The 14,005-nt window shown below is 63.1% G+C and carries 10 protein-coding genes; 7 read left to right on the top strand and 3 right to left on the bottom strand.

The features are described 5' to 3' along the window. Positions 1-18: 18 nt before the first annotated feature. Together V4R08_RS08650 and V4R08_RS08645 are read right to left on the bottom strand one after the other, a co-directional pair. The gene (locus tag V4R08_RS08650) at positions 19-471 is read right to left on the bottom strand and encodes a hypothetical protein (RefSeq protein WP_335578981.1); all 453 of its coding nucleotides are present in this window, start codon (positions 469-471) and stop codon (positions 19-21) included. A gap of 146 nt (positions 472-617) precedes the next feature. After that, complete coding sequence (locus V4R08_RS08645) at positions 618-4,001, bottom strand: IPT/TIG domain-containing protein (protein WP_335578980.1); 3,384 nt, start codon at positions 3,999-4,001, stop codon at positions 618-620. Positions 4,002-4,316: 315 nt separating this feature from the next. On the opposite strand from V4R08_RS08645, the gene V4R08_RS08640 reads away from it, so the two are divergent. The 4 genes from V4R08_RS08640 to V4R08_RS08625 are packed head-to-tail and all read left to right on the top strand — an operon-like array spanning position 4,317 to position 6,575. Then, positions 4,317-4,847 carry a phage tail protein gene (locus tag V4R08_RS08640; protein WP_335578979.1) on the top strand — a complete coding sequence of 177 codons (531 nt, stop codon included), beginning with the start codon at positions 4,317-4,319 and terminating at the stop codon, positions 4,845-4,847. Positions 4,848-4,880: 33 nt separating this feature from the next. Continuing rightward, a complete protein-coding gene (locus V4R08_RS08635) occupies positions 4,881-5,411 on the top strand; it encodes a phage tail protein (protein WP_335578978.1) in 531 nt (176 codons plus the stop codon). A 44-nt stretch (positions 5,412-5,455) separates the two neighbouring features. After that, a complete protein-coding gene (locus V4R08_RS08630) occupies positions 5,456-5,998 on the top strand; it encodes a phage tail protein (protein ID WP_335578977.1) in 543 nt (180 codons plus the stop codon). Continuing rightward, on the top strand, positions 5,985-6,575 hold the full coding sequence (locus V4R08_RS08625; protein WP_335578976.1) for a GNAT family N-acetyltransferase: 591 nt from the start codon (positions 5,985-5,987) through the stop codon (positions 6,573-6,575). The genes V4R08_RS08630 and V4R08_RS08625 overlap by 14 nt, the downstream gene beginning before the upstream one ends. Here V4R08_RS08625 and V4R08_RS08620 read toward each other — a convergent pair. Then, on the bottom strand, positions 6,568-6,861 hold the full coding sequence (locus V4R08_RS08620; RefSeq protein WP_335578975.1) for a DUF6916 family protein: 294 nt from the start codon (positions 6,859-6,861) through the stop codon (positions 6,568-6,570). The genes V4R08_RS08625 and V4R08_RS08620 overlap by 8 nt on opposite strands. Before the next feature lie 310 nt (positions 6,862-7,171). Between V4R08_RS08620 and V4R08_RS08615 the strand changes: the two genes are divergently transcribed. The 3 genes from V4R08_RS08615 to V4R08_RS08605 are packed head-to-tail and all read left to right on the top strand — an operon-like array spanning position 7,172 to position 14,003. Continuing rightward, positions 7,172-9,328 carry a multicopper oxidase family protein gene (locus tag V4R08_RS08615; protein ID WP_335578974.1) on the top strand — a complete coding sequence of 719 codons (2,157 nt, stop codon included), beginning with the start codon at positions 7,172-7,174 and terminating at the stop codon, positions 9,326-9,328. After that, positions 9,315-11,315 carry a tyrosinase family protein gene (locus V4R08_RS08610; protein WP_335578973.1) on the top strand — a complete coding sequence of 667 codons (2,001 nt, stop codon included), beginning with the start codon at positions 9,315-9,317 and terminating at the stop codon, positions 11,313-11,315. The genes V4R08_RS08615 and V4R08_RS08610 overlap by 14 nt, the downstream gene beginning before the upstream one ends. A 39-nt stretch (positions 11,316-11,354) precedes the next feature. Beyond that, positions 11,355-14,003, top strand: a complete 2,649-nt coding sequence (locus tag V4R08_RS08605; RefSeq protein ID WP_335578972.1) for a LodA/GoxA family CTQ-dependent oxidase — start codon at positions 11,355-11,357, stop codon at positions 14,001-14,003. The last annotated feature ends 2 nt before the right edge of the window (positions 14,004-14,005 follow it).

Here is a 14,005-nt window from a genome sequence, read left to right as displayed (position 1 = left end):
CGGTCCCGATGCGGCGAGTTAGGAGCAGGCATTGTCGAGATCTCTTTTCATCGTGTCGGTCATTAATTTGGAGATTTGAGAGCCATCCACGATCGTCGAAAATTGGGTCTTGGTATTGTAGATCATGACCTTCGGGGCGGCGTACTCACCTGCGGTCGTCTTGGCTTCGACCGTCCCGCAAATGTAATCACCCCGCGGGTGGAGTTGGCTGAATTTAGCAGAGTCGGGAATAAAGAGGTGAAGGCGGACAGACGCTTTCGCATCATCGATAACGCCCGCACTCGCATTCGTCGCGGCGAAGGCGGTCAAGACAGCAAAAACTCCCGCTTGTTTAATCCACATAATTTCTCGTTTCTCGGTCGGTCCGAACCAGCGCCGCAAATCTATCGCTGCTGCGCCTTCAATCCTTGTTCCACGAACCGCCGGATGGCCTTCGGCCGGCGTGGCCGGTCGTCTTGGCGGCGGCGCCAATCGTCAATCGTTTCGATTGCACTTATAGACAGTCGGACATTGACGGCGCCATAGTGTCAACAGGTGGTCGGCGCCGTTTGCGGTCATGATTTCGCGACCGGCGACCTTCCAGCCATTGCTGGGGAGCGAATGTCAAATTCGTTCCATTAGAATTTGGCGCCGAATCGCAGCGCGAAGTTGTGAGCCTGGGTCTTTCCTTCAAAGCCGAGCGCGGTGGTGTAGTCGAAGCCGAGTGTGGCGCCGTTGCCGACAGTGGCGTCGAAGCCGAGACCGACCGCGACATAATCTCGGGTGAAGGTGTCAATGTTCAGCGCATAGGGCAAGCCGTTCTTGAGGTCGGCATAACCCATGCTCGCCCAACTCGAGCCGGAAAAATCGTGGGTGTATTCGAGCCGGCCGCGCGCTTTGAACACGCCCCAGTCTTGCGGGAAGGCGTATTCGGCGCGCAGGCCCATGACCCCCGCCAGCATGTTCATGCGCTGGTCGCCGAAGGTGAGGTTGTAAAGGGACGCGCCGCTTTCCGTAAAGGCATTCAGTTGCGTCCACGCCGCTTCGACGCGGCCGTAAGGCGACACGATGTAACGGACGCCCTTGTATTCGTAACCGGTGCTGAGCGAGCCGAACGCCTGGTTGCCCGACCGGTTGCCGGTCGCGAAGCCGCTCGTGGGCGTGACGAAGCGCGTGCTGCCGAAGTCCAGCGCGCTGTAGCCGAGCAGGCCATCGATGAAGACGTTGTTCCGCGGATGATAGCTGCCATAGAGCGCTGTGCTGAAGGCCTGGCCGTTGCTCTGCGTGCCGTTGGTGCCGACATCGACGGTATCGCGCCCATAGCCGAGGCCGATACCCGCGGTGAAGCTGGGCGAGAACCGGTAATCCATTCCGCCGCTGACGCCGATCAGCGTGTGGCCGAGATCGATATTGTATCTGTTCGATGTGCCGAAGTTGACGAAGCCGCCGGCCCAGAAGGCGAGATCGCTTGGCGATCCGGTCTTGGGCGGAGGTGTCTTCCCGGAAAGCCTTTTTGAATTTCCGGCATCGCTCGGCGCGTAGGCGAACGCATTGCGGGTCGGGTCGGAGGGCCTGGTTTCCCGGGCATAGCCCAGCGCGTTGGGGTCGGTCGGGTCTTGAGGGGCGCCGAGCCGCACGTTCATCGAAGTCGCTTCACGGTTTGAATCGTCGTGAAGCTGTTCGAGCCGGTCGCGGAAGTTGGTGATCTGCGACGTTGCAAAGCGCTGGGCGCTCTGAGCCTGGGCGTTGAGCAAACCGATGACCTCCCGGTCACGCGAGGGGTCCGGGCGCGTAATGACGGTGAACGTCACCGTGCCGGGCGCCGACGTGCCCGATGCATTGGAAAGCGTATAGCGGACGACGACGCTCGAAGCGGCGGTGAGCGCCGAAGCATAGACAAGCTGCCACTGCGCACCATTCTGCACGATGCTTGCCGTGCCGTCTGAGGCCGGCGGTGGCGTGGCCACCGTGGCCGCGGTGAAGGGACCCCCGGTCGCTCCCTGCGTCAAATTCACCGTGCCCGATGCGCCGGCAGTGAGTTGAAGCGTATGGCTTGTGACCGTCGGCATGGGAGCCGAATAGGTGAAGCTGCCCGCCTTGCTGCCGGTGCCGCCGGACGCCGTCACCGCGACGGTCACCGCTCCCGCTGTATGGGCGGGCGTCGTCGCGGTGATGCTGGTGTCGCTGACCACGGTGATGGCTGTTGCGGCCGCGCTGCCGAACGTCACCGCCGTTGCCCCGGTGAAGCCGGTGCCGGTGATGGACACCGCCGTGCCGCCCGCCGCAGGGCCTGTGTTCGGCGCGACCGACGTGATCGTCGGCACCGGCGCGGAATATGTGAAGCCGTTCGGCAGGCTGGCGTTGCCGCCGGGAGCGGTCACCGCGACCGCAACCGCTCCTGCCGCGTGCGCCGGTGTTGTCGCGGTGATGCTGGTGTCGCTGACGACGGTGATGCCCGTCGCGGCCGCGCCGCCGAACGTCACCGCCGATGCGCCGGTGAAGCCGGTGCCGGTGATGGTCACCGCCGTGCTGCCCGCCGCCGGGCCTGTGTTCGGCGCGACCGACGTGATCGTCGGCACCGGCGCGGAATATGTGAAGCCGTTCGGCTTGCTGACGTTGCCGCCGGGCGCGGTGACATCAACGGCGACCGCGCCCGCCGCATGAGTTGGCGTTGTCGCTGTGATCGAGGTGTCGCTGACCACGGTGATACCTGTTGCCGCCGCGCCGCCGAAGGTGACCGCCGAGGCGCCGGTGAAGCCGGTGCCGGTGATGGTCACCGCCGTGCCGCCGGCCGCCGGGCCTGTGTTCGGTGCGACCCCGCTGACCGTCGGCACGGGAGCCGCATAGGCGAAGCCGTTCGGAACGGGGGCACTGCTGCCGCCGGGAGCCGTCACCACGACCGCGACCGCTCCGGCCGCGTGGGGGGGCGTCGTCGCGGTGATGCTGGTGTCGCTGACGGCGATGACGGCTGTTGCCGCCGCGCTGCCGAACGTCACCGCCGTTGCGCCGGTGAAGCCGGTGCCGGTGATGGTTACCGCCGTGCCGCCAGCCGCCGGGCCGCTGCCGGGTGTCACCGTGCTGATCGCCGGTGGCGCTGGTACGATTTTAACCGTCACGGGCACGTCATGAAAATAGGTGCCGCTCCCGGTGCTACTATCCTGGACGGTGATATTGAACGGATAGGTGCCGGTCGCCGTCGGCGTACCGCTTAGCGTCAGTCCGCTGAGCGTAAGACCAGGTGGCAGAGGCTGTGCCGGCTGGGGTTGGAACGCGCTGTACGGCGCAACACCGCCGCCGCCAGTGAAGGTGACAGCGAACGGCGTGCCGACCGAGCCCTGCGAACTGGTCGGCGTCAGCGTCAGGTTTGGATCGGCGACACTGCCCGAGTAGGACTGGAGACCGGTCGCGGAGGTCGAGTCCGTAGCTTTGACGGTGAAGCTGAAGTTCCCGCGTTGCGTTGGCGTACCTGAAATAACACCGCCGGACGATAGAGTGAGTCCGGGAGGCACCGAGCCCGCATCGAGCGAGAATGTATAGGGCGCCGTGCCGCCGCTGGCGGTGAGTGTTTGATTGAATGCGGTGCCGGCTTGTAGGGACAGCGAACCCGGCGTGATCGTGATCGACGACGTGGGTGGCGTGATCGTGACGTTGACGTCGATGGGGGCGTCATCAGTGTCCCGTATCCTGAAGAAATCGCTTGTCGCGCTGTCGCCATTATGCGTGTAGGTGAATGTGTTGGGCGAAGCGCCCTTGTTGATCGTCAGCGTTCCATGTTGCGGGAGGTCGCCAACCGGTATCGAGGATACAGGGTTGAAGCCATCAAAACCGACTGTGCTGCAATGTGGCGTCGTGACCGAACCGCCATGAGGCACCGTGATGTTAAAGGTCGGGCATTGCGCGGCGAAAGCGGGGTTTGACCAAAGCAGACCGATGAAGAGTAGTGCGACCAGCGCCAGCAGGTAAGAGACGCCCTTACTCTCCGCCCGCGACAAGCCGAGGTGTTGCGATCGATCGTCAATCATTGCCCCGCCCCTGCCTGCACCGCAGGCGCCGCACTGAGGGAGGCATTGCGCAAAATGTCCGCCGCAATCTTGGGACGATCAGCTCAACGCCGACTGGACCACGCTAAAGTTGCGGTCCATCAAGGTCGGCCCCTCGTGAGACGTGCGGCGGTTGTACACAAACCAAATATCGATTCAAAGAAATTCTCGCGCATTTGTAGCAATATCCAGAGGACAAACGTTGCGCTTGCACGGGTCCCGCATTTGCGCCAAAACGGCTCAAGCGCGTTGGCGCGCATGTGGGGATCGGATCGCCAATGCGCGGGGGAGGGCGGCATGTCTGATGTGTTCGTTGGCCAGGTGTTGCCGGTTGGATTTCCGTTCGCGCCGCGCGGCCTCGCCAAATGCGACGGTCAGATCCTGCCGATCGCGCAGAACCAGGTCCTGTTCAGCCTGTTGGGCACGATCTATGGCGGCAACGGGACGAATACGTTCGGCCTGCCGGATTTGCGCGGGCGCGCGCCGGTGGGCTTCGGTCCCTCCGCCGATCCGGGCTGGTCGATTTCCCCCTACGAACTCGGCGAAAAGGGCGGTACGGCAACCGTCATGCTGACCACCGCGCAATTGCCATCGCACGCCCATCAATGCGGCGGCACCACCACCCAGGGCGACAAAGGCAATCCAACCAACGCGCTCTACGGAGCAAACAGCGCGCCGATCTACGGCACTGCCGGCACCGGCGAAGTCATCCTGTCCGAGGGAAGCATCGCGCGCGTCGGCGGCAATCTGGCGCACGACAACATGCAGCCTTTTGCCGCCATCAATTTCTGCATCGCGCTGACGGGAATATTTCCCTCCCGAAGCTGACGGGCGGACGTTCAACCGATCGGAGGTCGGACAATGAGTGAACCCTATGTTGGAGAAATCCGGCTGTTCGGCTTCTCCCGCGTGCCGCAGGGCTGGCTTCCCTGCAATGGCTCGCTCCTGCCGATCTCTCAGTACGAGGTGCTTTATTCGTTGGTCGGCACGACCTATGGCGGCGATGGTGTGACGACCTTCGCCACGCCGAACCTCAGCGGCCGCGTCCCCGTTCACTCCGGGGTCGGTCCTGGCGTACCGCCTCGCATTATCGGCGAGACCGGCGGCAGCGAAAAGGTGACTCTGCTATCGGCACACATGCCTTACCACGATCATCCGATGGTCGCGACGACCGGGCCGGCCGATTCCAGCCAGATCGCACCGAGCCTCGAGCCCGGGGCGGTCGCGGGCGATACTATGTACACCAGCGACGTGAAGGGCGTGGGCGGCGCAACCACGGCGCCGGCGTCGACCTCGATGGCAGGCCGCAATATCCCGCACGACAATCTCATGCCCACGCTGCCGGTGCAGTTCTGCATCGCGTTCAGTGGGATTTACCCGACGCAGAGCTGATCCGACGCTTCAACGCAGTTCAAACTTTCGAAGGCAAAGCCGCCATGGAACCATTCATCGGCCAGATCCAGATATTCGGCTTCAACTTCGCTCCCCGCGACTGGGCTTTCTGCAACGGAGCGACATTGGCCATCCGGCAGAATACGGCGCTCTTTTCGCTTCTCGGCACGATGTATGGCGGGGACGGTGTCACGACATTCATGCTGCCGAACTTCGCCGGCCGCACCGGCTGCAACCAAGGTCAAGGCGCCGGTTTGACGCCGCGCTCCATCGGTGAAGCCTTCGGCGAGAACAGCATGACGTTGATTTCGGAGGAAATGCCGTCGCATTCGCATCCGTTTACGATCTATAACCAGACCGACACGAGCAAGCGCACGAGCGCACCTGCCAACGGCTCCTCGCTGCTCGTTCCGCAAAACAGCACACCTTTCAGTTCGGGCGGAACGGCGAATACCCAGTTTTCACCAGGCATGGGCGGCCTGACTGGCGGAAACCAGCCACATGAGAACCGGCAACCCTATCTTGCCATGAACTTCTGCATCGCACTGTCGGGCGTCTTTCCATCTTTCGGCGATGCCGTTGCCTGATGCGCCACCGCTGCCGGATTTTCCGGTGCGCGATGGCGACATTCCCGTTTGCGCCGAGCCAGCCGCTGCTTTTCGGCGTGCCACGAACAATGATCTGACGTTCCTGCGCGCGTTGTATCGCTCGTTCCGCGCCGACGAGTTCGCGTCGCTCGCCTGGTCCCCCGAACAGATACGCGTATTTCTGGACCAGCAGTTCGATCTCCAGCATCGCTCTTATGTCGTGACTTTTCCGCAGGCGGATTTCCTGCTGATCTTGTGGGAAGGGATGCCGGTCGGTCGGCTCTATCTCGACGCCAGCCACGACCATTGGCACATCGTCGACATCGGTCTCACATCGGAGCGGCGCAATGGCGGTCTTGGGTTCGCGGTCATGCAGGCAGTCAAGCGACACGCGCAAGCCTCGGCCGCCGCCGGCATCGCGCTGCACGTCGCCTGTGACAATCAGGGGGCGCAGCGGTTCTATCGCAGGCTGGGCTTTCGCGAGGTTGCGCGCGAAGAACCGACTTGCGCGCGGATGGTATGGACTCCCGAACCGGACGCTGTTGCAGGTCAGGTTGCGTTGCCTGCCGTCAATTGAAAATCGCCTGGTAGACGATCCCTTGCCGGTCGCGCGCCACCGGCACGATGAATATTTCGACCGACCCGACGGTCGCGTTCGTCATTCGATAGGTCTTCTGCGGAAGGACAACAGATGATCCGCTGCGAAACAGCAGAGAGAAAGGCTGACGCATCGCGGTCGCGAAGCCGTTTTGCGGCAAGGGACGCGCTTCCGACAACGTCAAGGCAACCGATGTCGCTCCAAGATCGACGTCGAACCCTTGCCCCAGGCAACCGGCGAAGCGCTCCAGTGTCATCAATTGCATGCCATGAGGCCCCCTCTGCCTGCCGGTTCATGAACCGCTTAAGAACTATCCCTTCGAGTATCGGAGTGTGAGACGTATGTCTCGCCGGACCCGCCATCAATCGAGCGATGACGAGCAGATTCGAGCGGTCAACCGCTAATATTCTAATATTTCAAAGTATAAACAAGTTTATAATTTCTGCATTGTTTTCATCAAAAGTATATTTATAGTTATTCCACCTTTCAATCTGGACAAAGTTCCATATTTTACGCACTATACTTGTGGGCGGCAATCAAGACAGTTCAAACCACAGACAGTTGAAGGGGGCCCCATGTTGCATGGTGGATCGGCGACGCTCGCCAGATTTTTCGCGGGCGTTTTCGTCAGTGGCTTAGGGGTCGTCGGATCGGGGGTCGTCGCGGCAATTCCCGCAGCCGCCGAGATCATCAATCCCTCCGTGCTGCAGGATGAGCGGGCGCCGATCGCCAAGCCTGCCCTCAGCAAGCCTACTCTCAAGAAGCCTGCCCTCAAGAAGCAGGCGCCTGCCGCGCCACTGCCCGGCAATACCGAGCCTGTGCGCGGCGACCGCCAGCTCGATCTCAAGATCGAATATATCGACAACCGGATCTACAATCCGTCCACGGGTGGATACGACAAGGTCCATTTGCGCGGTTACACCGGCAAGGGCGTCGATCCCAAAGCGCCTTATGTGTCGCCGACGATCGAGGCGATTCCCGGCGACACGGTGCGCATCACCCTCGACAACAAGTTGCCGGCAGGGCCGCAACCCGGTGACCCCGGCTGTATGCCGGGTGCGCAGATGCCCGATATCCCGCACTGCTTCAACGGCACCAATCTCCATACCCATGGGCTGTGGGTAAGCCCAACCGGCAACAGCGATAACGTCCTGCTGTCGATCAATCCGCAGACGCGATTCACCTACGAATACAATATCCCGTCGGATCATCCTTCCGGTACCTTCTGGTACCACACCCACCGCCATGGCTCGACCGCGCTGCAGGTCTCAAGCGGCATGGCCGGCGCCCTGATCATTCGCGGCAACCGCTTCCCGACCTCAACCGCGCATGGCGACCTCGATACGCTGATCCCGACCTCGGCGATCCCGGAGCGGGTGCTGGTGATGCAGCAGATCCAGTATGCCTGCCGCGGGCCTGCCGCCAAGCCGGGCGAACTCGGCCCGATCAAGCAGGACGTCAACGGCCGCTATATCTGCGATCCGGGCGATGTCGGCGGCATCGAGGGCTATGACCAGTTCGGCCCGGGCACCTGGCCTGCGTCAGGTCGCTATACCTCGCTCAACGGGCTTGTATTCGATCCCGACAACCCGCTGAAGGCGAAACAGGGCCGGATCGAACGCTGGCGCATGATCCATGCCGGCGTGCGCGATACGATCAGCCTGCAGTTCTTCAAGGTGCGCGACGGCAAGCTGAAGCCGGGAACGAAAACGCTGCTGAAAGCCGACGCCACTGCGGCCTTCATCAAGGATACGTGCGGCACCACGCCTGTGCCCTACATGCAGGTCGCGGCCGACGGCCTGACGATGGGCGCGGGACAAATGACCAAGCTTGCTACCCTCCAGCCCGGCTATCGCGTGGATGCGCTTGTCGTGTTCCCGGACGCCGGACGGTACTGCGTGATCGACTCCTCGGCGCCGAAATCGGGTGTGGTCAACGGGCTCGATGTCGGGCCACGGCTGCTGGCGGTGGTCGATGTCGCCGCGGGAGCGCCGGTCAACAATGTTGAATCCTATATCAACGGCAAGCTGCTGGCGCTGGCCAAGGCCAACATGCCGGACGACGTCAAATCGACGGTGATTGCAGATCTGAAGAACGGAACAAAACTGACGAGTTTCACGCCGCACCCCGACGTCACAGACGACGAGGTGAAGGGTAACGGGACGCAAGAGCTGACCTTCTTTATCGACACGACGGGGCCGGACGTTAAGTTCGAGGTTGGCAACACCCTCAACACGGCCGATGTGAAACCTTACGATCCAACCCGCATCGACCGCTCGTTGCCGCTCGGCAAGGCGCAGGAATGGACGCTGCAGTCGCACTTCGTCAGCCATCCGTTCCATATCCACGTCAACCCGTTCCAGGTCGTCTCGATCCTCGATCCCAACGGCAAGGACGTCAGCGCGCCGGGCGCGATCGACGATGCCGGCGGCACGCCCCCCGATCCGCAATATCCCGGCCTCAAGGGTGTCTGGAAGGATACGCTGTGGATCAAAAGCCTGATCCCGCCGTCGTCGCCTCCCGCCGGCATCTACACGATCAAGGTCCGCACCCGCTACGAGCGCTACATCGGCGAGTACGTGCTCCATTGCCACATCCTCGATCATGAAGATCAGGGCATGATGCAGAACGTTGCCGTGGTGCTTCCCGATCAAGTGGGCGATCCCGCGCAGGGCGACGCGGCGCAGAAGGGCGGGAAGATGCAGCCGGGTGGTCACAGTGGCCACAAATGAAGCGCAGCGGCCAGGTTTGCCCGCGCCATTTACATGGAGCGATGTCGAAGCGATCCTCGCGGCGGCGGGCGGCGCCAAGGGACCCGGCAGCCTGACCGGGCTGACGCTGCCGGAATTCCTGACGCTCCAGCTACATGGGATGCCGCTGGTCGCGCCGCTCGCCACCACGTGCTGCGGCGAAAACAATGCCAAGGGCCGTGGTGCGCGATCGGCGCTGATCCGCGGGCTGCGCGGACTGCCACCGTTCGACGGGAAGCAGTTTCCCCGACTGCCCTGGGGCGGCTCACCGGTCGCCGATGAGGACATCGACCGGATCGAAACCTGGATCGAGGAAGGCTGTCCCGAGGGACTGATCGGGTCGGTTGCGCTCGCCGGCGAAGTCAGCGTGACGGCCGAGGCCCGCGTCCAGGTCAAGGGGCTTGCCGGTCCCGTGTTTGGCCCGGCATCCGATCCGGCGGCGTGGCGCTACGCCAAAGGCGAGTTGCGGCAGCGAATGGATGTCGATGTACTGGGCGAGCCGCAGAAAGAGCGGCTGCGCTACGCCTTTCGCGAACTCTACAAGCTCAACAAATGGGTCGGTGACAAGCGCAGCTACAACAATCTGGCCTTGATCCATCAGAACCACTGTCAGCACGGCTGGGAGCGCTTCCTGCCGTGGCATCGCGTGTATCTTTATGAGTTCGAACAAGCCCTGCAGGACTTTTGCCCGGATGTGACCATGCCGTGGTGGGATTTCCCGGCTCCGCGCTACAAGCCGGAGCATCCGGCTGACGGCGCGATCCTTCCCGATGCATTCAAGGGCTTCCTCACCGATGCCTCGGTTCGCTTCCTGCGCGCTCATGGTTTCCCGGCCGAGGTCGACACGCTGGTGGGCCAACTATGGGCCAATCCGACGCAAGTCTATGATGCGGTCAGCGCCGCTTGCGGCAAGGACTATGTGGAGGGGGAGAACCGCAAAAGGCTGATCGACGCGTTGCTCGAAGCCAATTCGCTCTGGTATCCGCTGCGCTATTCCGGCCAATTCGGCAAAGGCACGATCAACACGGCCATCCACTACCACTATCCGGCACAGGAAGACATCGACGAGATTCTCAGTCTGCGCACCTTCCGCGATTTCGGCGGCGGCAGCCTCTATGTCGACAGCTTCGGATTCCTGGACCAGAACCCGCACAACACCATGCATATCTGGACCGGAGGCATGAACCCGGCGTTCGCGACCGATGCTCCCGCCAACCGCAACAGCGCGGTGCGTGTTGCCGGCCGCAAGTTCCACCAGCGCGACGATCTCTATTCGGAGCCCCAGTTCGGCGACATGTTCTCGAACCTGACCGCGTCCTACGACCCGATCTTCTGGCCCGTGCACGCGAATATCGACCGGCTCTGGTGGCGCTGGCAGCAGGATCATCCGGACGGCCTGCCAGCCGATCTCGATTCCGCTGTGACGCCGTGGAGCTACGCCGTTCGCGATACGCTCGACATGAACCGCTTCGGCTATGAGTATGTTCGCGGCGGATGCCTCATGCCGGTGGGATTGACCAATCCCGTCGGACGCTTCGTCTCGGCGCCGATTGCCGTACCCGATGCAACGAAGACCTTCCGCTCGGCGGAAGTGCGGCTGCACCGCGTGCCGCAACTGCCGCGCTCATGCTTTATCCGCGTGTTTCTCAACACGCCGGATGCCGACGCCAGCACGCCGCTGAACGTGCCGGGCTACGCCGGTTACGCTGCGGTCTTCGGCCATGGTGAATGTTTCGGCGGGCCGGGGCATTGCGACATTCCGCCAACGGAGAATCGCAAGTTCGATCTGCGCGAGCGCAGCATGAACACGCCGCGCAACCACCGCATCGATGTGACCCGCGCGGCACGGCGGCTGATCGCGGCCGGTGCCACCCGCCTCACGGTGAGCCTGGTGGTGATCGGCGCCTCCTATGAGGAAGACCGCGAGTTGCTGAGGCTGGACGGGGTCTCGCTCAACTTTCTCGATTGAACGGAAGACGCGGCCGGTACGGGCGCAGGGGGAAATCAATTGGCCGACCCAACAGTCTATCGCATCCACCCGGCCATCGGCATCGCCCGGCTCGGCGACAGCCTAGACGCCTTCTGTATCTCGCCGGAAAAGCCGGCGCAGTTGCCGATCGAATGCGACGCCAGCGGCAACGCTGCCGAAGGCGATGCACCGATCAAGCACTTCAAGGACAACAAGGGCCGCATCAAGCGCCAGGCCGCGCGTTTCCAGATCTTCGTCTATGACGCGGCCAATCCGCAAGGCAGCCCGCTCAAGATCGGCGATCATGTCGAGGGCGGCGGCAATCGCGGCAAGCTGGTCGATATTCAGTGGCGCGTTCAGCTCGCCAACAAGAAGGCGGCATGGTTCACGTTCGACGGCCTGCGCGGCGAGGCCGGCTACCCCGCCGACACGCCGCTGCGCAATGCCGCCATCACCGATCCGGTGGAGCGGCAAAACCTGATCATCGACGCCGGCCCCCAGGCTGTTGACTGCACGGCGCGGCGCAAGGCGCGCTTCGGGCGAGACACCACCAATCCGGCCTACGCCGCCACCTTCCCGCCGACCGGGATGGCGCCGCACGACATCGACACGCTGGGCGACATGATGACGGACGACAACGGACGGCTGCTGGTGCTTGGCGGGCACGGCAACAGCGGCTCGTTCCTGAGCGGGTTCGGCCATCCGCGCATCGAGACCTACGCCAACAGCGACGGCTGGTTCGACGACATCTCGGACGGACCGGTGATGGCGCGGCTGGTGATGATGGAGGAGCGCGTCCAGGCATTGCGCTACATCGATGTCGAATATCCGGCCTGGGTGCTGGTCGGCTATCCGCGCTATGCGCCGGAAGTGCTCGACATGATCACGCTTGAAGATGTGGTCGAGGACATGTCGATCCGCGAATTTGCCTATCGCACCGATATGTACGGCACCACCGGGACGTTCGACGCGCCGCAGACGATCGATCCTACAGATACGGCGGCCTTGCTTCACTGGAAGGCGGGATCGGTTGAGTGGAATCCGGCCTATCGGCCGTGGTTCTGGCGCGACATCTGGCCGATCCTGTTTCGCGCCGACGAATTCTCCTATTTCGCCAACATCCTCCAGCTATCGAACTTTCCGCACAACCAGTCGAGCCGGGGAACGTTCGATCCCTATCGCCTATGCATCCCGCCACGGATCGCGCCGCGCGCGCTGGCGCAGAAGGAGGCGCGTTCAAGGGACGATCATGTCAGCGGACGTCTCCTCGAGGTTGCAGTCGAGCCGAGCCTGATGCTGCTCGATGCGACGCAGGCCCCCGGCGCGGCGGATGATGCCGTGGTCGGCGATGCCGGCGCTGCGCTCAGGACGGCAGCAGCGGCGTTCACCGCGGCGGTCTGCCCGCCTGACAATGGCGAAGCGCCACGCGCCTACGCCGCGCGCTGGCAAAAGATCTTCGTCGACAACGACGCGGCAACTGATGCCGCCTACGTGGAGGCACGCAACGCTTTCGATGCGGCGGTCGCCGGTGTGATCGAGCGCATCGCCGCAGCTGCCGCGCCGCCGCCAAAGCGGATGCTGACGCTCGCCCGATCGTCGTCGCGGCAGGAGCCTGCCGAGCCGGATCGAACTACAGATCCTGACGAACCGATTGAAGCGGCGCTGCGCCGGCTGGCGCTCGAATACCGCTCCGGCCAGTTGCTTGAGCGCGCGCTTGCCGCGGCGGCGAAAGATGCCGTCACCGATCCCGGCCGCTCCGCGCGGCAATATCTGTTCGATCTGCTGCGCAAACCCGGCGAGGAGAACCTGTTCCATCTCGACGCCAACCCCGCGACGCGCACCTATCACCTGCCGCTGATGCCGCTGCTTGCCGGCGATAATCCGATCACCAACAAAACGGTGAGCAAGTTCCTGCGGCTGACGGACACGCAGCTTTTCCTGCTGCGACAATGGGCGGCCGGCGTCTTCATCGACGAAGTGGATGCCGGCTTCGCGCCGGCGATCGATCCGTGGCAACCCTACAAGGACTGGAATGTGCCAGGTGGCCGCGGTCTTGACCAGGGCGTGCTATCGAACGGGCTCGGCGGCGCTTTCTGCCCGGGTGGCGAAGTGACATGGATCATCCGCAACCCGGCGATCTGGCGCGAGCCCTACCGGATCAAGGCCGATCCTGAATGGTACAGTTTCGCTCTGACCGCGGCGCAGGAGAACGCCAACCGGTGGGGGGCAGGCGTCAGCGAAGAGGGCTACATCGCCTATGCTTCCGACCCGCTGTCGCAAGGCAGTAATTTCGATATCGGGCTGCAGCCCGGCGATCTCACCAAGCTCAGCGGGCTGCCGTGGCAGGCCGATTTCAACGAATGCTCTACTCAGACGATCGACGTCACCTACGAGGAATGGAACGTCCTTTATCCCGACAGCGTCGGCAACACACTGCTGGAGCGCGAGCGGCGCGTTTGGGAGACCCTGTGGTGGCCGGCGCACCGGCCGATGCAGGTCTATTATCCCGTCGGCAGCGATTTCCAGTTGCGCAATTGGGCGCGCGGCATTCCGCAGACGCTGGCCGGTGACCTGAAGATGGTGACCGAATGGTCGAAACTCGGCTTCGTCGTCCGCAACCCCGGGGAAGACCTCGATCAGCCATCGCCCGGCAACAAATACATCTGTGTCGAAGACTCGGGAGGATGAAC

The sequence above is a fragment of the Nitrobacter sp. NHB1 genome (genome assembly GCF_036964665.1).
Classification (GTDB): Bacteria; Pseudomonadota; Alphaproteobacteria; order Rhizobiales; family Xanthobacteraceae; genus Nitrobacter.
The sequence above is the reverse complement of the archived record's forward strand: the minus strand, read 5'-3'. Positions and strand labels throughout refer to the sequence as shown.